This window comes from Streptomyces uncialis (assembly GCF_001905345.1).
Classification (GTDB): domain Bacteria; phylum Actinomycetota; class Actinomycetes; order Streptomycetales; family Streptomycetaceae; genus Streptomyces; species Streptomyces uncialis.
In genome coordinates this window covers 454,601-479,401 of the sequence record NZ_LFBV01000010.1, presented here as the reverse complement: position 1 = coordinate 479,401, position 24,801 = coordinate 454,601, and the positions used below count along the sequence as shown (strand labels likewise).

Annotated in this window: 16 protein-coding genes; 10 read left to right on the top strand and 6 right to left on the bottom strand. The window is 72.7% G+C overall.

Features of this window, described 5'->3' with window-relative positions:
• Positions 1 to 93: 93 nt before the first annotated feature.
• From AB852_RS32325 to AB852_RS32315, 3 genes are all read left to right on the top strand, one after another.
• Positions 94 to 507 (top strand): hypothetical protein, encoded by a 414-nt coding sequence (locus AB852_RS32325; RefSeq protein WP_073793746.1) that lies wholly within the window; start codon positions 94 to 96, stop codon positions 505 to 507.
• Between the two features lie 605 nt (positions 508 to 1,112).
• Complete coding sequence (gene malQ / locus AB852_RS32320) at positions 1,113 to 3,296, top strand: 4-alpha-glucanotransferase (RefSeq protein ID WP_073793745.1); 2,184 nt, start codon at positions 1,113 to 1,115, stop codon at positions 3,294 to 3,296.
• A 123-nt stretch (positions 3,297 to 3,419) separates the two neighbouring features.
• Entirely contained in the window at positions 3,420 to 3,605 is a 186-nt protein-coding gene (locus tag AB852_RS32315) for a hypothetical protein (RefSeq protein ID WP_073794336.1), read from the top strand.
• A gap of 163 nt (positions 3,606 to 3,768) precedes the next feature.
• Here AB852_RS32315 and AB852_RS32310 read toward each other — a convergent pair whose 3' ends face one another.
• Positions 3,769 to 4,350: a MarR family winged helix-turn-helix transcriptional regulator gene (locus AB852_RS32310; protein WP_079185075.1), complete on the bottom strand. Its 582-nt coding sequence runs from the start codon at positions 4,348 to 4,350 to the stop codon at positions 3,769 to 3,771.
• 164 nt (positions 4,351 to 4,514) lie between these two features.
• On the opposite strand from AB852_RS32310, the gene AB852_RS32305 reads away from it, so the two are divergent.
• Positions 4,515 to 5,453, top strand: a complete 939-nt coding sequence (locus tag AB852_RS32305; RefSeq protein WP_073793744.1) for an EamA family transporter — start codon at positions 4,515 to 4,517, stop codon at positions 5,451 to 5,453.
• Positions 5,454 to 6,456: 1,003 nt separating this feature from the next.
• On the opposite strand, the gene pepN (AB852_RS32300) is transcribed toward AB852_RS32305, so the two are convergent.
• Entirely contained in the window at positions 6,457 to 9,024 is a 2,568-nt protein-coding gene (gene pepN, locus AB852_RS32300) for an aminopeptidase N (protein ID WP_073793743.1), read from the bottom strand.
• Between the two features lie 160 nt (positions 9,025 to 9,184).
• Between pepN (AB852_RS32300) and AB852_RS32295 the strand changes: the two genes are divergently transcribed.
• Positions 9,185 to 9,709: a DUF1203 domain-containing protein gene (locus AB852_RS32295; RefSeq protein WP_073793742.1), complete on the top strand. Its 525-nt coding sequence runs from the start codon at positions 9,185 to 9,187 to the stop codon at positions 9,707 to 9,709.
• Between the two features lie 733 nt (positions 9,710 to 10,442).
• On the opposite strand, the gene AB852_RS32290 is transcribed toward AB852_RS32295, so the two are convergent.
• Positions 10,443 to 11,471 (bottom strand): aspartate-semialdehyde dehydrogenase, encoded by a 1,029-nt coding sequence (locus AB852_RS32290; RefSeq protein ID WP_073793741.1) that lies wholly within the window; start codon positions 11,469 to 11,471, stop codon positions 10,443 to 10,445.
• Positions 11,472 to 11,831: 360 nt separating this feature from the next.
• Between AB852_RS32290 and AB852_RS32285 the strand changes: the two genes are divergently transcribed.
• Complete coding sequence (locus AB852_RS32285) at positions 11,832 to 12,377, top strand: sigma-70 family RNA polymerase sigma factor (protein ID WP_079185074.1); 546 nt, start codon at positions 11,832 to 11,834, stop codon at positions 12,375 to 12,377.
• Between the two features lies 1 nt (position 12,378).
• Positions 12,379 to 13,266, top strand: coding sequence for a hypothetical protein (locus AB852_RS32280; RefSeq protein WP_073793740.1), 888 nt, complete (start codon positions 12,379 to 12,381; stop codon positions 13,264 to 13,266).
• A gap of 114 nt (positions 13,267 to 13,380) precedes the next feature.
• Here AB852_RS32280 and AB852_RS32275 read toward each other — a convergent pair whose 3' ends face one another.
• The gene (locus AB852_RS32275) at positions 13,381 to 16,704 is read right to left on the bottom strand and encodes a S8 family serine peptidase (RefSeq protein WP_073794330.1); all 3,324 of its coding nucleotides are present in this window, start codon (positions 16,702 to 16,704) and stop codon (positions 13,381 to 13,383) included.
• A gap of 344 nt (positions 16,705 to 17,048) precedes the next feature.
• Between AB852_RS32275 and AB852_RS32270 the strand changes: the two genes are divergently transcribed.
• Together AB852_RS32270 and AB852_RS32265 are read left to right on the top strand one after the other, a co-directional pair.
• The gene (locus AB852_RS32270; RefSeq protein WP_073793739.1) at positions 17,049 to 17,561 is read left to right on the top strand and encodes an NUDIX hydrolase; all 513 of its coding nucleotides are present in this window, start codon (positions 17,049 to 17,051) and stop codon (positions 17,559 to 17,561) included.
• A gap of 145 nt (positions 17,562 to 17,706) precedes the next feature.
• Positions 17,707 to 19,059 (top strand): serine hydrolase domain-containing protein, encoded by a 1,353-nt coding sequence (locus AB852_RS32265; RefSeq protein WP_245876996.1) that lies wholly within the window; start codon positions 17,707 to 17,709, stop codon positions 19,057 to 19,059.
• A gap of 586 nt (positions 19,060 to 19,645) precedes the next feature.
• On the opposite strand, the gene AB852_RS32260 is transcribed toward AB852_RS32265, so the two are convergent.
• On the bottom strand, positions 19,646 to 20,800 hold the full coding sequence (locus tag AB852_RS32260; RefSeq protein ID WP_073793738.1) for a hypothetical protein: 1,155 nt from the start codon (positions 20,798 to 20,800) through the stop codon (positions 19,646 to 19,648).
• Between the two features lie 432 nt (positions 20,801 to 21,232).
• Positions 21,233 to 23,821, bottom strand: coding sequence for an aminopeptidase N (gene pepN / locus AB852_RS32255; RefSeq protein WP_073793737.1), 2,589 nt, complete (start codon positions 23,819 to 23,821; stop codon positions 21,233 to 21,235).
• A 233-nt stretch (positions 23,822 to 24,054) separates the two neighbouring features.
• Here pepN (AB852_RS32255) and AB852_RS32250 point away from each other — a divergent pair, with 233 nt between their 5' ends.
• A complete protein-coding gene (locus AB852_RS32250; protein WP_073793736.1) occupies positions 24,055 to 24,693 on the top strand; it encodes a DsbA family oxidoreductase in 639 nt (212 codons plus the stop codon).
• Positions 24,694 to 24,801: the final 108 nt, after the last annotated feature.

Here is a 24,801-nt window from a genome sequence, read left to right as displayed (position 1 = left end):
CGCTCTGGGTAGGTGTGCCGGGATCACGGCTCCTCGTGCTGCGGCGACCGGCGCGGACCGGGCGGGCCCACGACGTACGCGAAGGAGACCGTCATGGCAGCATCGGCCCATCTTCTGCTTTCCGCCCTGGCCCCCCGCCCCGAAGCCCGCGCGGGCCGCGGGGGCCCGTCCGGGCCGCGCACGCCGGATCCCACGGCCGTGGCCACCGAGGCCCGCTCCAAGCCGGTGCTGCGGGTCGTCCCGGCGCTGCCGGGGCAGACTCCCGCGCCCGACGACGACAGCCGGGATACCGGGGCGCGGGTGACGCGGGACGGCCGCCGTCCCGCCCGTGCGGCGGCCCCCGAGGGCCTGTCCCCGTACCCGGCGCCCGCGCCCCTGACCAGCGAACCCCCGCTCGCCGACACGGTCCCCCTGACCAGCGAGTCCCCCTACACCGGAACCCTCCCGCTCACCAGCGAGCCCTCGACCCCCACGACGGCCTACGGCCAGGACCCCTCGGTGGCGTAGCGGGGCCGCCCGCCCGTCCGTACCCCCCCCGTCGCTCGGCCAGGTTCCGTTGCCGCAAGCGGTGTGGGAGTGTGATGCGACCGAAGGAAAACGGCCCGACTTCCTGAAAGACCCCCAGGTCGGGAAGGTGGTCCCCGCAGGCGCGGGGGTGGTCCCACCGCCGTGCGCCAGGACGTCACCGGACGGTGGGTGTTCCCCGCAGGCGCGGGGGTGGTCCTCACTGGGCGGCGCAGATATCCCGAGCGCGGTGGTGGTCCCCGCAGGCGCGGGGGTGGTCCGTGAATGCCCAACTGAACCGGTACCGCGTGCGGGTGTTCCCCGCAGGCGCGGGGGTGGTCCCTCGTCGGCGTTCACGCCGTCCTCCTCAGTCGGGTGTTCCCCGCAGGTGCGGGGGTGGTCCGGCTGCGCGCGGTGGCTACGACCTGATCCACTTGTGTTCCCCGCACCCGCGGGGCCGACCGGCTGTTCCGGTATCAGGCGTTCTGGTACCGGGTCCCCCGGCGCGCTCGGGTCCGTTCCGCGCTGATCGGACATGATCAAGGTAATTTCGTTCGCATTCGGTGAGATCTCGCCAGATCCATCCCGATCCGAACGAAAGGCACCGGATGACCCTTGCCCGGCTCGCCGCCCTGTACTCGGTCGACACCTCGTACTCCCCGTCCCCCGGCCGTACGGTCACCGTGGCGGAGAGCGCGGTCCGCGCGGCCCTCGCCGCGCTCGGGGTGGACGCCGACGGCCCCGGCGCCGTCGCGCACGCCCTCGCCCGGCGCGAGACGGAACTGCGGGAGCGGCTGCTGCCGCCCACGCTCGTCTGGTGGCCGGGCCGTGTCCCCGAGGCGCTGGCCGCCCTCCCGCCCGGCACCCGGGTGGACGTCGTCCCGGAACCGGACGCGGACGCCGCCCCACGCGGACCGCACACGCCCGCCCCGCCGCCCGGCGGCCACGCCCCGATCAGCTGGACGATTCCCGCGGGCGCCCCCGCCCCGGAGCCGCTCCCCGGACTGCCGTACGGGGTGCACCCGCTGACCGCGACCACCCCCGACGGCCGCACCGCGCGGGCGCACCTCGTCCTCGCCCCCGCGCGGGCCCCCGCCCCCGGCCCCCGCGCGTACGGGTTCCTCGTCCAGCTCTACTCGCTGCTGTCGCGGCGCTCCTGGGGCATGGGCGACCTGGGCGACCTCGGGGAACTCGCCGCCTGGGCGGGCCGCTCGCTCGGCGCCGGATTCGTCCAGGTGAACCCGCTGCACGCGGCCGTGCCCGGTACCCCCACCGACCCGTCCCCCTACCGGCCCGCGTCCCGGCGGTTCCCCGACCCCGTCCATCTGCGGATCGAGGACGTCCCCGAGTACGCGTACCTGGACCCCGCCGCCCGCCGCCGCGCCGATGAACTCGCCGCCCGTGCCGCGAAGCTGCGCGCCGGGGTGCTCGACGGGGGCGCCCGGATCGACCGGGACGCCGTATGGGAGCTCAAGCGCGCGGCGCTCGAACTGGTCCTGGACGTACCGCTCGGCCCCGGACGGCTCGCCGCGTACCGGGAGTTCCTGGCACGTGAGGGGCGGGCGCTGGAGGACCACGCCACGTGGTGCGCCCTGGTGGAGCGGTACGGACCCGACCGGACCGGCTGGCCCGCCGGGCTGGACGACCCCCGCTCACCAGGGACCGCGCGGGCCCGTGGCGAACTGCGGGACCGCTACGACTTCCACCGCCGGGCGGCCTGGCTGACCGACTGCCAGCTCGCCGCCGCGCAGCGGGCCGCGCGGGACGCGGGCATGCCGGTGGGCCTGGTCCACGACCTCGCCGTCGGCGTCCACCCCGACGGCTCCGACACCTGGGCCCGGCCGGACGGCTTCGCCGCCGGGATGTCCGTCGGCGCGCCCCCCGACGCGTTCAACGAACGGGGCCAGGACTGGGGCCTGCCGCCCTGGCGCCCCGACCGGCTCGCCGCCGAGGGCTACGCGTCCTACCGGATGCTGCTGCGCGCGCTGTTCCGGCACGCGGGCGCCCTGCGCATCGACCATGTGATGGGCCTGTTCCGGCTGTGGTGGGTCCCCGAGGGCAGCCCCCCGGCCGACGGTACGTACGTCCGCTACGACGCCCACGCGATGCTCGCCGTGCTGGCCCTGGAGGCCGACCGGGCCGGGGCCCTCGTCATCGGGGAGGACCTCGGCACGGTGGAGCCGGGCGTCCGCGAGACGCTGCGGGAACGCGGGGTGCTGGGCACGTCGGTGCTGTGGTTCGAACGCGACTGGGCGGGCACCGGCCGGCCGCTGCCGCCGGACGCGTGGCGCGCCGACTGCCTGGCCACCGCCACCACCCACGACCTGCCGTCCACCGCCGCCCGGCTCACCGGTGCCGACACCGGACTGCGGCACTCGCTGGGGCTGCTGGCCCGCCCGCTCGCCGAGGAACGCGCCGCGGCCGAGGGGGAGCTGGCCGAATGGCTGGAGCTCTTCGCCCGGCTCGGTCTGCTGGCACCGGACGGGGGTGGCGCCGATCCCGGCGGGGACGGGGGCGGCGACTCGTACGGGGACGGGGACGAACAGGAGCGGGTCCGCGCGGTGCACCGGTTCCTGCTGCGGACCCCGGCCCGGCTCGTGGGTGTCTGGCTGCCGGACACGGTCGGGGACCGCCGTCCGCAGAACCTCCCCGGTACCTGGGCCGAGTACCCGAACTGGCGGTTGCCGCTGGCAGGCGCGGACGGACGCCCGGTCACCCTGGAGGACCTGGCGGCCTCGCCCCGGCTGCGCGCGCTGGCCGATGTGCTGCGCGGGACCCCCGGTGACGGGTGACTGACGAGGCCGCTCCGGCGTGTACGGGACCCCGGGCGCGCGTGGCGTCCGGGCGTTCGCTACGTTGGCACCGTGAAGAAGAACGCCCTGCGCGCCGGCGCCCTGGCCTCCGGCACGACGCTGATGATGCTGCTCATGTCGTCCCCCGCGCTCGCGCTGACCCGCGACGACGGTGACGACCCGGCTCCCCGCCTGAGCGTCGTGGAGACGCTGGGGCTCTTCGTGGTCACCCCGATCGTGCTGTTCCTGGTGATCGCCGGTCTGGTGATGGTGGCCGACCGGCCCGCCAAGCAGCCGAAGCAGGGCTGACCTCCGCCGACTCCGCCACGAGGGCGGCGACCGCGTTCCGGCGCGGTCGCCGCCCTCGTGCTGCGTGGGCCCGGGTACGGGGCCCAGGTGCGGGACTGGCGCGGGCCCGGGTGCGAGTCCCAGCGTGGGGCCGGGCATGGGACGGCTGGGCGTGAGGCCCGGCTCAGCCCTTCTCCCGGCCTGTGTCCGCCCCCGCCCCCGCCCCCGTGTCCTTGTCCGAGTCCGCGCCGCCCGGCTCCTCGGCCCGCGCGAGCAGTGGACGCAGCAGCGCGGCCAGTTCCTCCGCCTGGCTGTCGTCGAGGACGGACAGATGCGCGCGCTGGATGTCGAGCCCGGCGACGACCGCCCGGTCCACCAGCGCGAGCCCTTCCTCCGTCAGGCTCACCCGCAGCCCCCGCCGGTCGTGCGGATCGGGTGCGCGGCGCAGCAGTCCGGCCCGCTCCAGCTTGTCCAGCCGCCCCGTCATGCCCCCGGTCGTCAGCATCAGCGTCGCGGAGAGCTGCCGGGGGGAGAGCGTGTACGGCTCCCCTGATCTGCGCAGGGTGCCCAGGACGTCGAACTCGCCGCGGCTGATGCCGTAGCGCTCGTACGCCTTCTCCATCTTGTCGGTCACGGCACGGGACAGCCGGAAGACCCGGCCGAACACCTCCATGGCCCGGGTGTCGAGTTCGGGCCGCGTCCTGGCCCACTGGCCGATGATCGCGTCGACGGGGTCCGGCGGGGGCGCCGGGGGGAGCTGGTTCATGGGGGAATTATCGACGAGCGGTCGCTTGCTTGTAAACGAGCTGCTTCCCGAAAAGTGAATTAGCGGCGAGAGGCTTGACTGGAAGTAGCTTACGGCTAATCTACTTATGTGCGAGCGACCGTCGCTCGTACGGGCCGACCGGCCACGCTCCCCGGGGGGACGCCATGAACCGCACCGCCACCATCGCCCTCACAGCGCTCGCCCCCGTCTCCTGGGGCTCCACCTACGCGGTGACCACGGAGTTCCTCCCACCCGACCGCCCCCTGTTCACCGGGCTGATGCGGGCCCTGCCCGCCGGACTCGCCCTCCTCGCGATCACCCGGCTGCTGCCCACCGGGGCTTGGTGGTGGAAGTCCGCGGTGCTCGGCGCGCTCAACATCGGGGTCTTCTTCCCCCTGCTGTTCCTCTCCGCGTACCGGCTGCCCGGGGGGATGGCCGCGGTCGTCGGGTCGCTCGGACCGCTGTTCGTCGCCGGGTTCGCCGCGCTGTTGCTCTCCGAGCGGCCCACCACCCGGACGCTGCTCACCGGGATCGCGGCGGCGCTCGGGGTGAGTCTCGTGGTGCTCAGGGCGACCGGGTCCTTCGACACGATCGGGGTCGCCGCGGCTGTCGGCTCCAGCCTTTCGATGTCGGCGGGGGTCGTGCTCACGAAGCGGTGGGGGCGGCCCGCGGGGGTGGGGCCGCTGGCGCTCACCGGATGGCAGCTGGCCTGGGGCGGGCTGCTGATGGCTCCGCTCGCCCTCGCGGTCGAGGGGGCGCCGCCCGCGCTCGACGGGCGGGCCGTCGCCGGATACCTGTATCTGGCGGTCGCGAACACGGCGATCGCGTACTGGCTGTGGTTCCGGGGGATCGGGACGCTGTCCGCCACGCAGGTGACGTTCCTCGGACCGCTGTCGCCGCTCACCGCGGCGGTGATCGGGTGGGTCGCGCTGGGGGAGGCGCTGACGCCGCTTCAGGTGGTGGGGATGGGGGTCGCGTTCGCCGCGACGGTTGCCGGTCAAGTGACCGTCCGCCCTCGTTCGACCCGTACCCCGTCGGTCGCTGCCCCGGGCGCCGAGGTTCCGGCCGTCCCGGAGCGGTCTGACCTGCGGGTCGCGCCCTAGGTACCTGTGCGGGTCGCCTTCGCTTGCGCTTCTCAGGTCTGTCCGGCTGGGCGTACTTCGTTCCTGTGCCGTCGCTCGGTGGGTTTGCGCAGTTCCCCGCGCCCCTTTGGGGCGCCCCCGGTCGGTTCTTCGGGTCGGTGCCGGTCGGGATTCTCCGTCCTCGCTCCAACGCGCTCGGTCGGACATCCCCCGTACCCGACTGAAGAGCATCGGAGTCTGCGGGCAGAGATTCCCGCCCACCCCCTCCCGCAGCCATGCGACTGCGCGAGGAGGGGGGTGACAAGCAACAGCAAGGGGCTGAGGGCCCCTTCAGGGGCGCGGGGAACTGCGCACCCACGGAGTACCCGCACGGGAACAAGTAAGCCCAGGTGGGGAACCCCAGGGGCGCGGGGAACTGCGCGAGCAACCAGGGACCACCCGCACCCGAACGGGAACCGTAAGGGGCGCAACCTCAGGGGCGCGGGGAACTGCGCAAAGAACGAGGGCGGACCCGCACCCGAACAGCGACCGCAACGGGGCAGCATCCAGGGGCGCGGGGAACTGCGCACCCCCGTCCGACCCGCACGGGAACAGGTGCGCCCAGGTATGGAACCCCAGGGGCGCGGGGAACTGCGCGAGCAACCAAGGACCATCCGCACCCGAACGGAAACCGTAAGGGGCGCAACCTAAGGGGCGCGGGGAACTGCGCAAAGGACGAGGGCGGACCCGCACCCGAAGAGCGACCGTAATGGGGCAGCATCCAGGGGCGCGGGGAACTGCGCGAAAACGAGGACCGGCCCGCGCCCGAAGAGCGACCGTAATGGGGCAGCATCCTGGGGCGCGGGGAACTGCGCACCCACGTACGACCCGAACAGGGACAAGTGGGCCCACCCGGACGGACCTCACAAGCGCGAGCGAAGGCGACCCGCACAGGAAACCCGGGGGACGGGGGACGCGGAACCCCCGGACGCGGAACCCCGGGGCCGGGCACCGGAGGGGTGACCGGCCCGCGGGGAGGGCGGGGTTACGCCGATGCGTCGGCGGACTGCGCCCGCAGGGCCCGCTCGACCCCCGACTTCGCCTCGGAAACGAGGCGGAGCAACGACGCCCCGGGCCCAGCGGCAGCGACCCACGCGTCGGTGGCCTCAACGGTCCCCGAAGACACCTGGAGCACGGGGTACAGCCCCACCACCACCTGCTGGGCCATCTCGTGCGAACGGGACTCCCAGACGCCCTTCACCGCGGCGAAGTACTTCTCCGTGTAGGGAGCCAGCAGCTCACGCTGATCCGTCTGCACGAAGCCCGCGATCACCGCTTCCTGCACCGCGTTGGGCAGCTGGTCCGACTCCACGACGGACGCCCACGCCTCGGCCTTCGCCTCCGCCGTGGGCCGCGCGGCCCGCGCGGCAGCCGCGTGCCGCTCACCCGCGGCCGTCCGGTCCCGCTCGTACTCCGCGGAGATCTCCGCCTCGTCGAACCGGCCCACCGCCGCGAGCCGCTGCACCAGCGCCCACCGCAGCTCGGTGTCGACGGCCAGCCCCTCGATGGTCCGCGTACCGTCCAGCAGCGCCTCCAGCAGATCGAGCTGCTCGGGCGTACGGGCGGTCGCCGCGAAGGCCCGCGCCCACGCCAGCTGATGGTCGCCGCCCGCCTCGGCGGCCCGCAGATGCGCCAGCGTCGCGTCGGTCCAGCGGGTCAGCCCCGCCTCCCGCCAGGACGGCGCCGCGTACAGGTCCAGCGCGAGCTTGACCTGCCGCTGGAGCGACTGGACGACCCCGATGTCGGACTCCTTCGCGATCCCCGAGAGCACCAGCTCCAGATACTCGCGCGCCGGCAGCTCCGCGTCCCGCGTCATGTCCCACGCCGACGCCCAGGACAGCGCCCGGGGCAGCGACTCGGCGAAGTCGCCCAGGTGCTCGGTGACGAACGCCAGCGACGCCTCGTCGAGCCGGACCTTCGCGTACGACAGGTCGTCGTCGTTGAGCAGCACGACCGCCGGCCGCGCCTTGCCGACCAGCTGCGGTACGTCGGTCAGCTCGCCGTCCACGTCCAGCTCGACCCGCTCGCCGCGCACCAGCTTGCCCGCGCCGTCCAGGTCGTAGAAACCGACCGCGATCCGGTGCGGGCGCAGCGTCGGCTCGCCCTTAGCCCCGGCGGGCAGCGCGGGCGCCTCCTGACGGACCGCGAAGGAGGTGATCACCCCGTCCGCGCCGGTCTCGATCTCGGGCCGCAGGATGTTGATCCCGGCGGTCTCCAGCCACAGCTTGGACCAATTCTTCAGATCACGGCCGGAGGTCTCCTCCAGCGCGCCCAGCAGATCCGACAGCCGGGTGTTGCCGTACGCGTGCGCCTTGAAGTACTTCTGCACGCCCTTGAAGAACTCGTCCATGCCGACATAGGCGACGAGCTGCTTGAGGACGGAGGCGCCCTTCGCGTACGTGATGCCGTCGAAGTTGACGATGACATCGTCCAGATCGCTGATCTCCGCCATGATCGGATGCGTCGACGGCAGCTGGTCCTGCCGGTACGCCCATGTCTTCATCGAGTTCGCGAACGTCGTCCACGAGTGCGGCCAGCGCGAACCCGGCGCGTACGCCTGGCAGGCGATCGACGTGTAGGTGGCGAACGACTCGTTCAGCCACAGGTCGTTCCACCACTCCATGGTGACCAGGTCACCGAACCACATGTGCGCCAGCTCGTGGAGGATCGTCTCCGCGCGGACCTCGTACGCCGCGTCCGTCACCTTCGAGCGGAACACGTACTGGTCGCGGATGGTCACCGCGCCCGCGTTCTCCATCGCGCCCGCGTTGAACTCCGGCACGAAGAGCTGGTCGTACTTCGCGAACGGGTACGCGTAGTCGAACTTCTCCTGGAACCACTCGAAGCCCTGACGGGTCACGTCGAAGATCGCGTCCGCGTCCAGGAACTCCGCGAGCGACGGACGGCAGTAGATGCCGAGCGGCACGGACTGCCCGTCCTTCTCGTACACACTGTGCACCGCGTGGTACGGGCCCACGATCAGCGCCGTGATGTACGTCGAGATACGCGGGGTCGGCTCGAAGACCCACACGTCGTCCTTGGGCTCCGGAGTCGGCGAGTTGGAGATCACCGTCCACCCGGCGGGCGCCTTCACGGTGAACTGGAACGCGGCCTTCAGGTCCGGCTGCTCGAACGACGCGAACACCCGCCGCGCGTCCGGCACCTCGAACTGCGTGTACAGATACGCCTGCTGGTCCACCGGGTCCACGAAGCGGTGCAGACCCTCACCGGTGTTCGTGTACGCGCAGTCCGCGACCACACGCAGCTCGTTGCGCCCCGCCAGCAGCCCCGGCAGGGTGATCCGCGAGTCGGCGAAGACGGCCGCCGGGTCGAGCGCGGTGCCGTTCAGCACCACCTCGTGGACCTCGGGGGCGACCAGGTCGATGAAGGTCTCCGCGTCCGCCTCGGCGGAGTCGAAACGGACCGTCGTCACCGACCGGTACGTCCCGCCCTCCTGGGCGCCGCCGAGATCGAGATCGATCCCGTACGAGTCCACGGTGAGCAGCGCGGCGCGGCGCTGCGCCTCTTCGCGGGTCAGGTTCGTGCCAGGCACGCGGTCATCTCCTAGGTCGCATGACGTATTCGTGACGTTTCCCGTCATCCTTCCATGCGCCGCCGGGCGATCGCCCTGGGATATCGGGCCGTCCGCGCGCGTCGGGCACGAGGTCCGGATTCCGCCGGAAACCCGCTGGTGGGGACGGCACGCTGAGGGCATGACCACGACCACTTCGCGCCCGCGCCACCCCGCCCACCCCATCGACCCGGCCACCCTGGCGCAGCTGAGGGCCGCTGATGACGCCGGGCACGCGTGCGAGGCGTACACCGACGAGGAGGGCGGGGCGCCGCTGCGGTGCTGTCTGCGGCGCAGCCGCCCCGGTGAGTCCGTCGCGCTCGTGTCGTACGCGCCGCTGCGGCGCTGGGCCGCCGAGCGCTGGGCCCGTCCCGGGGCGTACGACGAGCAGGGGCCCGTCTTCATCCACGCGGAGGACTGCGGGGGGCCCGTGGCCGGTGCGGCCGGGTATCCGTTCGCCCGGCCCGGGGCGCTGCGGGTGCTGCGGCGCTACGACGCGGACGGGCGGATCGCCGGAGGGCGGTTCATGGAGATCCCCCAGGAGCCGACCCCCGCTCTCGACGAGGCACTGGACGAGGCGTTCGCGGACCCGGCGGTGGCCCTGGTCCAGCTGAGAGCAGCGGAACACGGCTGCCTGCTCTTCACCATCCACCGCCCCCACCCCTGACCCGCCCCCGCCCACTTCCCCGCGCCCGGTCAACCCCAGGCGCGCGGGGAACCGCGCGAAGCCGACCGGAACCCGCACAGCGACGGAACCATCCACGGGTGGCCCCAAAGGGGCGCGGGGAACTGCGCAGACCACCGAGTACCGCACAGGAACAAGCACGATCAGCCGGGGAACCCCAGGGGCGCGGGGAACCGCGCAAAACGGACCGGGACCCGCGCAGCGACGGAACCACCCACGGGTGGCCCCAAAGGGGCGCGGGGAACTGCGCAGACCACCGAGTACCGCACAGGAACAAGCACGATCAGCCGGGGAACCCCAGGCGCGCGGGGAACCGCGCGAAGCCGACCGGGACCCGCACAGCGACGGAAGCACCCACGGGTGGCCCCAAAGGGGCGCGGGGAACTGCGCGAAACCACCGAGTACCGCACAGGAACAAGCACGACGAGCCGGGGAACCCCAGGGGCGCGGGGAACTGCGCAAAACGGACCGGTACCCGCGCAGCGACGGAACCATCCACGGGTGGCCCCAAAGGGGCGCGGGGAACTGCGCAGACCACCGAGTACCGCACAGGAACAAGCACGATCAGCCGGGGAACCCCAGGCGCGCGGGGAACCGCGCGAAGCCGACCGGAACCCGCGCAGCGACGGAACCACCCACGGGTGGAACCCACAGACACGGGCACCGGACCGACCACGGGGACCCGGAACAGCTACGGGCCCCCGCACGGGCCCCGCTACGACGAAAGGCTGGCGGCAACCAGCTCCGCGATCTGCACAGCGTTCAGCGCAGCGCCCTTGCGGAGGTTGTCGTTGGAGACGAACAGCGCCAGCCCGTGCGCGACGGTCTCGTCGTCCCGGATACGCCCCACGTACGACGCGTCCCGCCCCGCGGCCTGAAGCGGCGTGGGGATCTCGGACAGCACCACCCCGGGCGCCCCGCCCAGCAGCTCGTACGCGCGCTCCACACTGATCGGCCGCGCGAACCTCGCGTTGATCTGGAGCGAGTGCCCCGAGAAGACCGGCACCCGCACACAGGTCCCGGACACCTTCAGCTCCGGGATCTCCAGGATCTTGCGGGACTCGTGCCGCAGCTTCTGCTCCTCGTCGGTCTCGAAGGAACCGTCGTCCACGACGCTCCCGGCGAGGGGCACGACGTTGAACGCGATGGGCCGCTGGTAGACCGCGGGCTCGGGGAAGTCCACGGCGTCCCCGTCGTGCGTGAGCTTGTCCGCGTCGGCCACGACCTTCTGCACCTGTCCGTGCAGCTCGGCGACCCCGGCGACCCCGGACCCGGACACCGCCTGGTACGTCGCCACGACCACCGCTTCGAGCCCGGCCTCCTCGTGCAGCGGACGCAGTACGGGCATCGCCGCCATCGTGGTGCAGTTCGGGTTGGCGATGATCCCCTTGGGCCGGTCGGCGATCGCGTGCGGGTTCACCTCGGACACCACCAGGGGCACCTCGGGGTCCCGCCGCCACGCGGAGGAGTTGTCGATCACGACGGCGCCCTGCGCGGCGACCTTCTCCGCGAGCGCGCGGGAGGTCGCGCCGCCCGCGGAGAACAGCACGATGTCCAGATCGCTGTAGTCGGCGGTGGCGGCGTCCTCGACGGTGACCGCGGTGCCCTTCCAGTCGATCGTGGAACCGGCGGACCGGGCCGAGGCGAACAGGCGCAGCACGCCGACCGGGAAGTCCCGCTCGGCGAGCACCTTGCGCATGACCGTGCCCACCTGACCGGTGGCTCCGACGATTCCGATCCTCACGGTGACTCCTTCTGGGTGCTGTGCCCCGGGGCGTCGGCTGCCCGCCCGGGTGTACTACGGCGTCCGTACCGCGCTGTACGGGGATTCTGAGGTGTTTCGTCCCCGTACGTACACCTCTGCTGACGTACGAGGACGGCCGAACGGTTCCATGATGCGTCTGTCCACGTCCCGTGTGTCCAATCCAGCGTCCCTCTTCCCGGGAAGTGGGACGCCCGGTCACTCCGCAGCGCCCGGGTCCCACCTTCCGTGCGCGCGGACCGGGCGGAGAACCCGTTCGAACGTTTCCGTGTCCTCCGGCGTCATAGGAGCGACACAGGGCCCGGGGGACCCCGGAGCGCGGGGCGAGGGGAGGAGCGGCCATTGCTGTGGCGACGAGTCCGGGACACGGTCCGGGAGCCGTCCCGGGAGACCGTCCGGGACGCGGACCCGCTGGACGAGGCACAGGAGGACCGGGTACGCGCGGTCCTGGCGCTCGGGGGAGTGCCGCGGTCGGACCTGCCGGACGGGGTGCAGCAGGTCCGGCTGCGGCTGCTGGAGCGCGCGGCGAAGGGGCAGGAGGCACCCCGTGACGTGGCGGCGTGGGCCGCCGTGGTCGCCTCCAACCTCGCGATGGACTGGCACCGCTCCAGACGCCGTCAGGAACGCGTCGGTGAACGTCTCGCCTCGCTGCCCGCCGAGCAGCCGGGCGGCGGCGAGGACACCCGGGTCCTGTCGGTCGCCCTCGCCCAGGGGCTGGACGGCCTCCCGGACAGCCAGCGCCAGGTGATCGTGCTGCGCTTCTACGCCGACCTGCCGGTACGGGAGATCGCGGACCGGCTCGGCGTCCCGGAGGGCACGGTCAAGAGCAGGCTGTACACGGCGGTACGGGCCCTGCGCGCGCGGCTGCACGAGGACGAGGTGGTGTGAGATGACCGAGGAGCTGCCCCACGACGACGTACTGATGTCGGCGATCCTGGACGAGCCCCTGCCCCCCGGACGGTCCGCCGATCCGGCGACCGCCGCCGCCCATCGCGCGGCCGTCGCCGACCTCGCCGAACTCCGCGCCGGACTGCGGCTCCTGGGCGACACCCTCGCCCGCGACCCGTCCCCCGACCCGGCCTCGGACCCTTCCGGTGCCGCCGGTCCCTCCGGCCCGCCCCCCGACCCGTCCTCCGGCACGGCCCCGACCCCGGACCCGGAGGCGCCCCCCGTCCCCACTCCCGCCCCCGCCGCGTCCAGAGCCCCCCGCCCCGCGTCGCGTCGCCCGCCCGGCCGGCGGGACGGTCGCCGGATCGCCCGGCGGTTCGCGGTCGGCGTCTCGGCGCTGACCTGTGTCGCCGCGCTGGCGGCCGGGGTGAGCTGGCTGAACGCGACGGGCGGTCTCGGCGCGAGCTCCGAGAGCGCCAAGGCCGCCGGGGAGCCGGCCACGCGACCGCTCCCGTCGGACGCGGACCGCAAGGGCGACAACGCCTCGCTCGGCCCGGAGGGCTACGTCGCCTGCTCGCGGCTCATCTTCGAGGGGACGGTCACCCGGGTGGAACCCGTCCCGGGCGCCCCGCGCGACCGGATCACCCTGGACGTCGAACGGCACTACAAGCCGGACAAGGGACCAGGGCGCATCACCGTCACCATGGACCACGACGTCGACCCCCGGCTGACGCCCGGTCAGCGCACCCTCATCAGCGTCCCGAAGGGCGAGGACCACCCCGACAACTGGGCCACCGGCGAGGACATGGCGGAACTGCGTGAGCTGGTCGTAGGGGCGCTGCCCGGCGCGAAGGCGATCGAGTGCGACGGCGCCGGACCACGCGGCTGACCGCCACCCGCGAGGCTCGGGACACGGGAAAGGGGCGGACTCCCGAAGGAGCCCGCCCCTGGCGCGTACCGGCGGATCACCGGGGCCGTGTGGCCCCGGACCCGGTACGCGGTACTACGGAACGACCTTGTCGACCCTCACGCTGCCGACACCCGTGACCGAACCGCGCTCGTTGACGAGCTGCACATCGCCCTGGAGCTGACGGTCGGCGGCGACCGAGGAGTTCGCGACGACCTCGGCCGGGACCTGCACCGAGCTGCCGAGGCCCAGCGGGAACCGCTTCGTCTCGTCGACCGTGATCGAGCCCAGCGAGGGCGCGACGAACAGGTCGAGGTAGTCGTACGCGGTGCTCCCTGCGGGAACCGAGTAACCGTCGATCACCACCCGGTACTCACCGGGAGCGGGGTTGCGCACCGACACGGCCTCCTCCGAGTCGCCGTCGGCGGCACTCGCCACCAGCGTCCCGGCCTGGTTGTACAGGGCGAGGTCCAGGTCGGCCGCCGCGTCCGAGACATTGCCGACCGAGGCGTCGAGCCGTGCGGCGCCCGCGGGCACGACGATCCGGTACTCCTGCGAGTCGTGGTGCGCGATCGTGGGCCGCGCCGCCTTCGTGGAGCCGAGCGGACCGCCCTTCAGCGCGCCCTCCAGCTTCGCGAAGTTGTTCGTGACCTTCCAGGAGACGGGGGCCGGGACGCCGACCTTCGCCTCGGGGAGCGACTGGGTCGCCGGGTCGAAGGAGGCGCCCAGCACCGTCGCGTCCAGCTTGAACGGGTTGTCCAGCAGCGGCGACGTACGGCGCGACTCGACCTCGATCTCCCAGACGCCCGGCGTCGGGTTGAGGTACGAGCGCACGTCGGGGCGGCACTGGTTCAGCGGGTGCTCGTAGTTCGGGTAGCAGAAGATGGTGCTGGAGTCCTCCATCTGCACGCCGTACGGGTGCAGCGTGATGAACCGGGTCTGGCTCTTGGCGGCCAGGCCGCTCATCTTGACCTCAAGGCTCTTCGCGCCCTCGGGGACCGTCACGAAGTACGACTGGTGGCTGTTGCGCGTCGAGACACCGGACGCCGAGAACACCGACGACGGCTTGGCGATCGGCGTGGAGACCACGACCGTCGACATGATCTGGTGGTCGACGCCCTCGGTGCGCTCGTCGTCCACCTCCAGGATCGCGCTGTGCACGCCGCCCGAGACCGGACGCGCCTGGACCTTGACGGTCACCGGCTTGTTCAGCGGCAGCAGCACCTCGTCGTCACCGACGATGCGGAACGTGTTCTCGTGGTTTTTCTCCAGGTCCAGCTCATGGCGGACCGGGCGGTCGGGGCCGGAGGTACGCGTGACGACCACGTCGTACGTCTTGCGCTCGCCCTTCTTCAGGCCGCCCTCACGGTCGTAGAGACCGGTGCCGAAGCCCGGGTCCTTCAGCGCCCAGTCGATGTTGGTGTCGACGGGGGCCTTGACCGAGTACTCATGGGCGGTCGCGCCGCGCCGGATCGACTTCCAGGCGCCGACCACGTCGAGCAGACCGGTGCCCTGCGCGTGCGCCTGCTCGCCCCGGACCTCCTTGGTGGTGGAGGTCAGCGCGGTGCGCAGCTTCGCCGGGGTGAGGTCGATGCCCCGCTGCTTCGCCGCCGACAGCAGCAGCGCCGAGGCGCCCGCCGCCTGCGGGGACGCCATCGAGGTGCCCTGGAGCATCGAGTAGCCGGGCGGCAGCTGGTAGCCGGCCTCGGCGACCGGACCGCCCGCGGTCCAGGTCTGCGTGGTGTTGATGGCCGCGCCGGGCGCGGAGATGACCGGGGCGAAGCCGCCGTCCTCACGCGGTCCGCGCGACGAGAACGGGATCATCGCGTACGACTTGCGGACGCCGGAGCCGTAGTTGGCGGCCCAGGTCTCCTTGGAGATCGTCGCGCCGACCGAGACGACCTTGCTCGCGAGGCCCGGGTCACCGATGGTGTTCACACCGGGACCGTCGTTGCCGGCCGCGATGACCAGCTGCACACCGTAGGTGTCGATGAGACGCGTGTAGAGCTCGGCACGCGCGTTGTTGCCGTCGTTCAGCGCGGGGAGCCCGCCGATGGACATGTTGACGATGTCCACACCGCGGTTGACGACGAGGTCGATCATGCCCTCGGTCAGCGCGATGTTGGTGCAGCCGCCGCTCCAGGAACAGGCGCGCGAGGAGACGACCTTGGCGCCGGGCGCGGCACCGTTCATCTTCCCGCCGAACAGGCTGTTGGCCGCGGCGATACCGGCGACATGGGTGCCGTGGTCGCCCTCGATGATGCCGATGTTGACGAAGTCGGCCTTCTTGCCGACCCAGTCACCGCCGTACGGGTCGGTCGGCACGTCCTTGCGGATCTCGATCACGAACGGCACCCGCTCGGCGATCGCCGTCGCCGGGTCGTCCGTACCGAAGTACCCGACCTGGAAGCCGTCCTTGTAGGGCTTCAGGGCCGAGTCGTCGGTGAAGTTCTGGTTGTTGTTCAGGTCGACGCGTACGGTCCCGGCGGCCGGGTCGTACAGCAGCGCCCATACGTCGGTGGTGTCGCCGTCGCGGTTCAGGTCGCCCTTGGCGTCGCCGTTGGCGGTGACGCTCTCGCGGAAGGTGCTGATCTGGTAGCTGCCCGCAGGGGCGGTCCAGGTGGTGTTCGACCAGGTGAAGTCGGGTCCGGTGACCGGGTTGGTCATCCGCCGCCAGGTGCCGTCCGAGTCGAGGATCGGGTCGGTCGCGGTGACCCAGTCCACGATCTTGCGCTCGCCGGTCGTCGTCTTCTGGAGCGACGGGTGCCCGAGGTCGACACCGGAGTCGATGACCCCGATGGTGACACCGCGGCCGTCGGCCTTCGGGTTCTGCTGCACGAAGTCGACCGCGCCCGTCTCGAAGGACGGGTTGTACGGGTTCTTCGCGGGGGTGTCACGGCCCGGCGCCGGGTACGAGCCGGGGGCCGGGGAGCGCTTGCCGGACGTGCCCTTGGCGCCGCCGGAGGGGGAGGGGTCGTCCAGCTCGATCTCGTGGCGCAGGTCGATGCCGTGCACCGACCGCAGCTTCCCGGCCGCCGCGATGGCCGCTTCGGCCTTCGCCGTCGGGACGGTCGCGCGGACATAGCCGAGCTTGTCGTGCGTGCGGGCCACCGAGCCGCCCTGGACGGCGTCGAGCTGGTCCTTGACCTGCTCGGTCGCGCCGGGCGCGGTGGCGATCATCATCGTGACGTTCTTCGCGCCACTGGCCTTGGCGGCGACGAGGAGGTCCGCGTCGGCGGAACCGAGCTTCTCGTCGGCCGACTTGACGGCGGCGTCGGCCGGGACAGGCTCGCTGTCCGCGGAGAAGGCCGAGGGCAGGGGGCCGGCGGCGGAGAGCGCGGCGACCAGGCCCGCGGCCACGGCTATGCGTGCCGCGCGTCTCGCACCGGAGCGGGGTGCCCGCTGGGGGTTGGGGGTCATCTGCATCCCTGTACGTGTAGGAGCGGACGGTTCGGGTCTCCCCGGCCCCGGGTCAACGCGCGTCCACCACACCGTTTCCGGTGCCGCGCCGCCGGACGGACCGTCCGGCCGCGCGCCGGGCCCGAGCCCGGGACGGTCGTCGTGGTGACCGACCGTGTCCGTCGTTGTTCCGGATTTCGGGGCCGGATGACCGCTCAGCTTTACGTACGAGGTCGATGTTTGGGGAGAGTTGGCCGGGGCATGTCGTGCCCATGGCGCACTTCCGCCATACGCCATGGGCCGCATGGCGGGCGAAAGCCGCATTTGTCCCCGCCGTCCGGAGGGCCGCGTCGTAACGTGCGCGCATGCGGAACGTACTGAGAGTCGCTGCCTACGCCGTCTGCGTGGACGACGGACAGATCCTCCTCGCCCGATGGGTCGCCCGCGACGGCGCCCGCCGCTGGACCCTGCCCGGCGGCGGCATGGACCACGGCGAGGACCCGTACGACACCTGTGTCCGCGAGGTCGCCGAGGAGACCGGCTACCGCGTCGAACCCCACACCCTGCTCGGCGCCGACACCCTGATGCGCCCCCGCGAACCCCGCCCGCTGCGCCGCTCCGCCGAGGTCCACGCGCTGCGGCTCGTCTACGAGGCCCGGGTGACCGGCGGTTCGCTGCGCGACGAGAAGGACGGCTCGACCGACCGGGCGGCCTGGCATCCGCTCGCCGAGGTCCCCGGACTCGTCCGGGTCGATCTCGTGGACCACGGGCTGCGGCTGTGGCGCGAACGCCCACCGGCCGGACGGTTCGGCGTGCCACCGCGCCCGCAGGACGAACAGACCGCGAACCGGTACGACGGTTCACCTGATCGGGGCTGATTCACGGCCGATCACGGGGAAAGAGGCAACCGCTCCCGCCATCCGGGGTGTCCTGCTGGAGGAGCTCTCGCGCGCCGCGGTCCGCACCACCGGACCGGCGGTCCGTGACGGCCCGACCGTGACGACCGAAGGAGCAGGGGCAGACATGGCAGCAGGACGCGCGCGCACCGCGCTCGTGGGGATGGCGGCGGCGGTCGCCGTCACCGCGTTCACCGTCCCGGCCCACGCGGCGGGTCCCGGGGGGACCGTACGTATCCCGTCCGCCGTGGCCCCGCCGCCCGGCCCGGTCCCCGCGGTCCCGTACGGCATCCTCAGCGATGTCGCCGCGACCCCGCTGCCCCTCGTACCGGACGCCGTACGGGACCCGGGGCCCCGCGCCGCCGTACCGCGCGCACTGTTCGGCCCCCTCCGCCCTGTCGCCCCCGTCCGGCCACTGCGCGACGACCACGGACCGACCGCGCGCGCCCTGGAGGACCTGGTCCGGGCGGGGGTCCCCGGGGTGACCGCCCAGGTCCGGGACCGCGCGGGCGTCTGGCGCTCCGCCGCCGGAACGGGTGACCTGCGCGCCGGTACCCCGCGCGGCACCGGCGACCACTACCGCGTCGGCAGCATCACCAAGACCTTCGTCGCCGCCGCCCTGCTCCGACTGGAGGCCGACGGACAACTCGACCTGGACGACACCGTCGACCGCTGGCTGCCCGGACTCGTCCGGGGCCACGGCCACGACGGCCGCCGGATCACCGTCCGCCAGCTCCTCAACCACACCAGCGGTATCCGCAACTACACCGCCGACGAGGACTTCGACCGCGAGTACTTCCGCGCCCCCGGGTTCTACGAGCACCCCTACCACACCGTCGCTCCGGGGGACCTGGTACGCATCGCCCTGCGGCATCCCGCGGACTTCCCGCCCGGCACCTCCTGGAACTACTCGAACACCAACTACGTCCTCGCCGGGATGATCATCGAGCGGATCACCGGCCGCCCCTACGGCGAGACCGTCCGGGACCGTGTCATCCGCCCGCTCGGACTGAGCTCCACCACCGTCCCGGGCACCGACCCCCGGATGCCGCGCCCCGGCGGCCGCGCCTACTCCAAGCTCTCCGCGGACCCGTCCGCCACCCGGGTCCACGACGTCACACACTTCAGCCCGACCCTCGCCCACGCGGCCGGCGAGATCATCTCCACCTCGGCCGACCTCACCCGCTTCTACTCGGCGCTGCTGGGCGGCCGGCTGCTTCCGCCGGAGCAGCTCGCCGCGATGACGACCACGGTGGAGTCCCCGCGGCACCCGGGGGCGGGGTACGGGCTCGGCATCGTCAGCCGCACGACGAGCTGCGGGGTCCAGCTCTGGGGCCACGGGGGCGGGATGCCCGGCTCCCTCTCCCAGGCCGTGAGCACACGCGACGGCCGCAGGGTCCTGGCGTACAACCTCAACGGCGACTGGACGGAGGCCGCCGGAACGATCGAGGAAGCGGAGTTCTGCGAAAGCGGTTCCTGAGCCGCCGAGGTTCCTTGTGCTGGTCGTACTTGTCCCGCACAGGTCGTTCGTGGGTGCGCAGGTCGCCTTCGCTCGCGCCCCCGAGGTCTGTCCGGGTGGGCGCACTCGTCCCCGTACCGTCGTTCGTGGGGTGCGCAGTTCCCCGCGCCCCTGAGGTGCTGCCCCATTGCGGTCGCGCTTCGGGTGCGGGTCGGTCCTCGTTTTCGCGCAGTTCCCCGCGCCCCTTTGGGGGCGCCCTCCTGGGGCTGTTCTCCGTCTGCGGGGGCGGGGTTGGACCATCCTCTTCGCGCAGTCGCATGGCTGCGGGAGGGGGTGGGCGGGAATCTCTGCCCGCAGACTCCGATGCTCTTCAGTAGCTCCGCTGGACGTCGTACCGAGCGTGTCGGATCGAGGACGGAGAATCCCGACCGGCACCGACCCGAACAACCGGCAGAAGGCGCCCCAAAGGGGCGCGGGGAACTGCGCACCCCACGAACGACGGCACAGGAACGAAGTACGCCCCGCCGGACAGACCTACGAAGCCGAGCGACGGCACAGGAACGAAGTCCGCCCCGCACAAGAAACCCAGGGGCGCCGGCCAAGGCACTCAACGGGGGAGAACCGCGACGTAAGCCGCAGGTTCCCGGTCCCCCGCCGCGGCCAGAGCGGCCCGCACCACCGTGGCCTGCTGCTCCAACCCGTCCCGCAACTTGCGGGGCGTCACATGCACCACCGTGATCCCGAGCCGCTCCAGGTGGTCCCGCCGCCGCGCGTACTCGGCCCACTCCGCCTGCTCCGCCGCCCCGTCCTGACGCCCCCCGGGCCGCGGCGCCCGGGTGTCCAGCTCCACGGCGACCGCGTGCTCCGGCCAGAACGCGTCGACCGCGCCCAGATACGGACCGTCCGGAATCCGCAGATCCACGTTCCACACCGGCTCGGGCAGCCCGTACTCCGCCACCATCCGGTACAGCCGGTCCTCCGCCACCGACCGCCCCTCCGCGAGGAGCGCGTCCACCGCGTCCACCACGTACGGACGCGACAGCAACCGCGCCTGGGTCAGCTCCCGCACCAGGGAGGCCGGTTCGCAGTGCCCGTCCCGGACCGCCTCGGTGAGCAGGGTCCGGACCGTGCCCCCGTCGGTGAGCTGCGCGACGGCGTCGGCGACCGCCCGGGCCACGGGGGCCAAGGGAACCCCGTCCACCGTCCGTGCCGTCGGGAGCGCCGCCGTCCGCACCAGCCGCACCGACGGCGTCGACCGCAGCCTGCGGGTCCGGGGCACCAGCACGTCGAACCGGTCGAGCGCCGGCAGCGCGGCCACGCCACGGAACCCGTACAGCGCGAGAGCCGCCGCGCCGGTCACCAACGCGTCCCGGTACGGCGCCGGTTCCCCGTACGGCGGCGCGTCCCCGCCGCGCTCCCCGCGCTCGGACTGCTCCGGCGGCTCCTGCGCGGCGGGCTGGACGGGGACCCCGCCCCGGGCCACCGGCACGGGCACCCCGCTCCGGGCCACCGGACGGCCCGCGTACAGCAGGGCCGCGTGCAGCCGCTCCTCGCTGGTGGGCGGGCCCTGGTGCAGCAGGTACACACCGGGGAGGTACTGCTGCCAGACCCCGCCCGGACGGCACCGCGCGTTGGTCTCCGCGGCGCTCACCCCGCGCACCCGCAACTGCGCGGCGCTCAGGACGCGGAGCCGGACATCACCGGCACCGCGGAGGTGGGGGAGCTGAGGGGCGCGGGGCGAGAGCGGGGCGTTGTGGTTCATGGCCGCAATCTCCCCACCATCGACCACCCCTTGAACCCCTGTTACGTATCTGTCGGCATTTCAGGACAAGACCACCCTCGGGCCCGTCCGATCCCCGCCGAAACCCCCGCCCCCCGAAAGCCTGACACCCGGACCGCCGGGTCCCGGCGCGAACACCCCCGCGCACGCCCGGCGGCGGGCCGGTGGGCGGCGGTGGACAGGGTCCCGGCGCGGAGTCCCCGGCCGCCGTGCGATCCCCCGGGCGACCCGCACCCGAAAGGCGGGCGCACGGGGGCACCCGCCCCGGGCGCGGGACGGCCCCCCGAACAACCACCCGCCGCCCGCGACCACCCGGGGGCCACCCGTGACCGACCCGGGGACGGGGAAGACCGGCACCCGGTGAACGGGCGACCCCCGTCACAGAGCTGCGCCCGCACCCCCGAGGTCACAAGGTCACAGACCCGCGCCCACACCCCCCGCGTCGCACACCTGCGCCCGCAGTGCCCGCGCGAGGTCGTCCCGCGCCTCCAGCACCAGCCGCCGCAGCGCGGGAGCCGCGTCGGCCCGCTCGGAGAGCCACGCGTCGGCCGCGTCCAGCGTCGCCTTGTCCCCCTGCACACCCGGGAACAGGCCCCGCACCACGTCCATACCGATCTGGATGGACCGCTCGGCCCACACCCGCTCGATCGCGGCGAAGTACTTCGGCGTGTACGGCGCGATCAGCTCCCGCTGCGACGGGCGGGCGAACCCGGCGATGGTCGCCTCGACCAGCGCGTTGGACAGCGTGTCGGACTCCACCACGTCGGCCCAGGCACGTGCCTTGACCTCCGCGAGGGGTCGCGCGGCCAGACACCGCACCTGGTGGCGCCGCCCGGACGCCGTGTCGTCCCGGGCCAGTTCCGCCGCGATCGCGTCCTCACCGACCGCCCCGTACGTGGCCAGCGGCTCCAGGAACGCCCAGCGCAGTTCCTGGTCGACGTCGAGGCCGTCGATGCGCGCGGTGCCGTCCAGGAGTCCCGCCAGCAGCCCGAGTTCGGTGTCGGCGCAGGCCGTCGCGGCGAGGAAACGCGCCCAGACGAGCTGGTGCTGACTGCCCGGCTCGGCGATACGCAGCTCCCGCACGGCCCCCTGCGCCAGCGCGGCGCCGCCCTCCGCACGCCACTCGGGCGCCGCGTAGTGGGTGACCGCCGAGCGCACCCAGGTGTGCAGCATCTGGAGCACCCCGATGTCGGTCTCCCGCCCGGCGAACCGCAGCACCAGGTCGACGAAGTCGCGGGTGGGCATCAGCGCGTCCCGGGTGAGGTTCCACAGGGCGGACCACACGAGCGCCCGCGCCAGCGGGTCGGTCAGGTCACCGAGCCGCTCCCGCAGGGTCTCCAGGGAGTTCTCGTCGAAACGGATCTTGCAGTACGTGAGGTCGTCGTCGTTGACCAGCACCAGCTCGGGGGCGCGCTCGCCGACCAGCTCCGGAACCAGGGTCCGGGGCCCGTCGACATCGACCTCGGCGCGCGCGTAGCGCACCAGCTCCCCGCTCACGTCCTCGCGCGCGTACAGCCCCACCGCGATCCGGTGCGGACGCAGCTGCGGATACGCCTCCGGGGCCTCCTGGAGCACCGCCAGCTCACTGATCCGCCCCTCGGCGGTCAGCAGCACCTGCGGGGTCAGCGCGTTCAGCCCGGCGGTCTGGAGCCAGGCGCGCGACCAAGCGGTCATGTCCCGGCCGGAGGTCTCCTCCAGCACGGTCAGCAGATCGCTCAGCTCGGTGTTGCCGTACGCGTGCCGCTTGAAGTAGCGGCGGGCGCCCTCCAGGAACGCGTCCTGACCGACGTACGCCACGAGCTGCTTGAGGACGGAGGCGCCCTTGGCGTACGTGATCCCGTCGAAGTTCAGCTTGGCGGCCTCCAGATCACGGATGTCGGCCGTGATCGGATGGGTGGACGGCAGCTGGTCCGCGCGGTACGCCCAGGCCTTGCGGTTGTTGGCGAAGGTGATCCAGCCGTCGGTGAACCGGGTGGCCCCGACCATCGAGAACGCGCCCATGAAGTCGGCGAACGACTCCTTCAGCCACAGGTCGTCCCACCACCGCATGGTCACCAGGTCGCCGAACCACATGTGCGCCATCTCGTGCAGGATGACGTTCGCCCGCGCCTCGTACGCCGCCCGGGTCACCTTGCCCCGGAAGATGTACTCCTCCCGGAAGGTCACACAGCCCGGGTTCTCCATCGCGCCGAGGTTGTACTCGGGGACGAACGCCTGGTCGTACTTGCCGAACGGGTACGGGTAGTCGAAGTGGTCGTGGAAGAAGTCCAGGCCCTGCTTCGCCACCAGGAACACGTCGTCCGCGTCGAAGTGCCTGGCGAGGCCCTTGCGGCACAGCGCGCCCAGCGGGATCTCCAGCGTCGTCCCGTCCGCGAACGTCCGGCTGTAGCTGTCCGTCACGTAGTGGTAAGGCCCGGCCACGACGGCCGTGATGTACGTGGAGATCGGCTTGGTCTCCGCGAACCGCCAGACCCCGTCCACCTGCTCCCCGGCGCCGTTGCCCCACACCGTCCAGCCCTCCGGGGCCCGTACCTCGAAGCGGAACGGGGCCTTCAGGTCGGGCTGCTCGAAGGTGGTGAACACCCGGCGCGCGTCGGCGGGCTCGTACTGCGTGTACAGATAGACCTCGCCGTCCTCCGGGTCGACGAAGCGGTGCATGCCCTCACCGGTGCGGCTGTACGCGCAACGCGCGTCAACCACCAGTTCGTTCTCCTCGGCGAGATCCTCCAGCGCGATCCGCGAACCGTCGAAGACGGCGCCCGGGTCGAGGTCCTTGCCGTTGAGGGACACCGACGTGACCTGGGGCGCGACGAGGTCCGCGAAGCTCGTGGCGCCGGGCTCGGCGCAGCGGAACCGGATCGTGGTCACGGACCGGAACGTGCGCGGCCCGTCCTCCGCGTCCCCGATCGCGGAGCGCAGGTCGAGGGCGACCTCGTAACCGTCGACGGACAGCAGCGCGGCCCGCTCCTGGGCCTCGTCACGGGACAGATTCTCACCGGGCACGGGCGGCACTCCCTTGTGGCTCGCTTGGTCTGAGTACGTGCTGGTCACTCGCTGGTCCCGGTACGCGCTGGTCCCGGCACCCGGTGGTCGATCCTGCCATGGGCGCCCGTGCCCGGAGGGGGCGCCCCACCAGGGTCCGCCGACCGGGAATGCCCTGGGTGACCTGTGGTGTTCTTCACAGATGAGTGCAGTCCCTACCCACGTGTGCGCGCCTTCGGGCGCTGAGGAGAGACATGGCTGAGACGTCGCAGAAGACTCCCGTCGACTTCTGGTTCGATCCCATATGCCCCTGGGCCTGGATGACCTCCCGCTGGATGCTGGAGGTCGAGAAGGTGCGGGATGTCGAGGTGCGCTGGCATGTGATGAGCCTCTCCGTGCTCAACGAGGACAAGCTCGACGAGCTCCCCGAGCAGTACCGCGAGGGAATCCGGCAGGCGTGGGGCCCGGTGCGTGTCGTGATCGCCGCCCAGCAGAAGCACGGCGACGAGGTCGTCGGCCGGCTGTACACCGCGCTGGGCACCCGTTTCCACAACCGGGGCGAGGGCCCGAACCGTGAGGCGGTCCTCGGCGCGCTGGCCGACGCCGGGCTGCCGGAGTCGCTCGCCGACTACGCGGAGTCCGACGAGTTCGACGCGGAGCTGCGCGCCTCCCACAAGGAGGGCATCGACCTGGTCGGCCAGGAGGTGGGCACCCCTGTCATCGCCGTCCCCGGCGCGGACGGTGAGCAGGTCGCCTTCTTCGGTCCCGTGGTCACCCCGTCGCCCAAGGGCGAGGACGCCGCGAAGCTGTGGGACGGGACCTTGCTGGTCGCGTCCATTCCCGGCTTCTACGAGATCAAGCGGACCCGCACCCAGGGCCCGGTCTTCGACTGACACCTCTGAGGCGGCGGGCCCCGCACCCCGGTCCGGGGCCCGCCGCCTCCCCTCGGCGCCGTACCTCGAACCGGCGCCGCACCCCGTGGCTCACGCGGCGGCACCGCA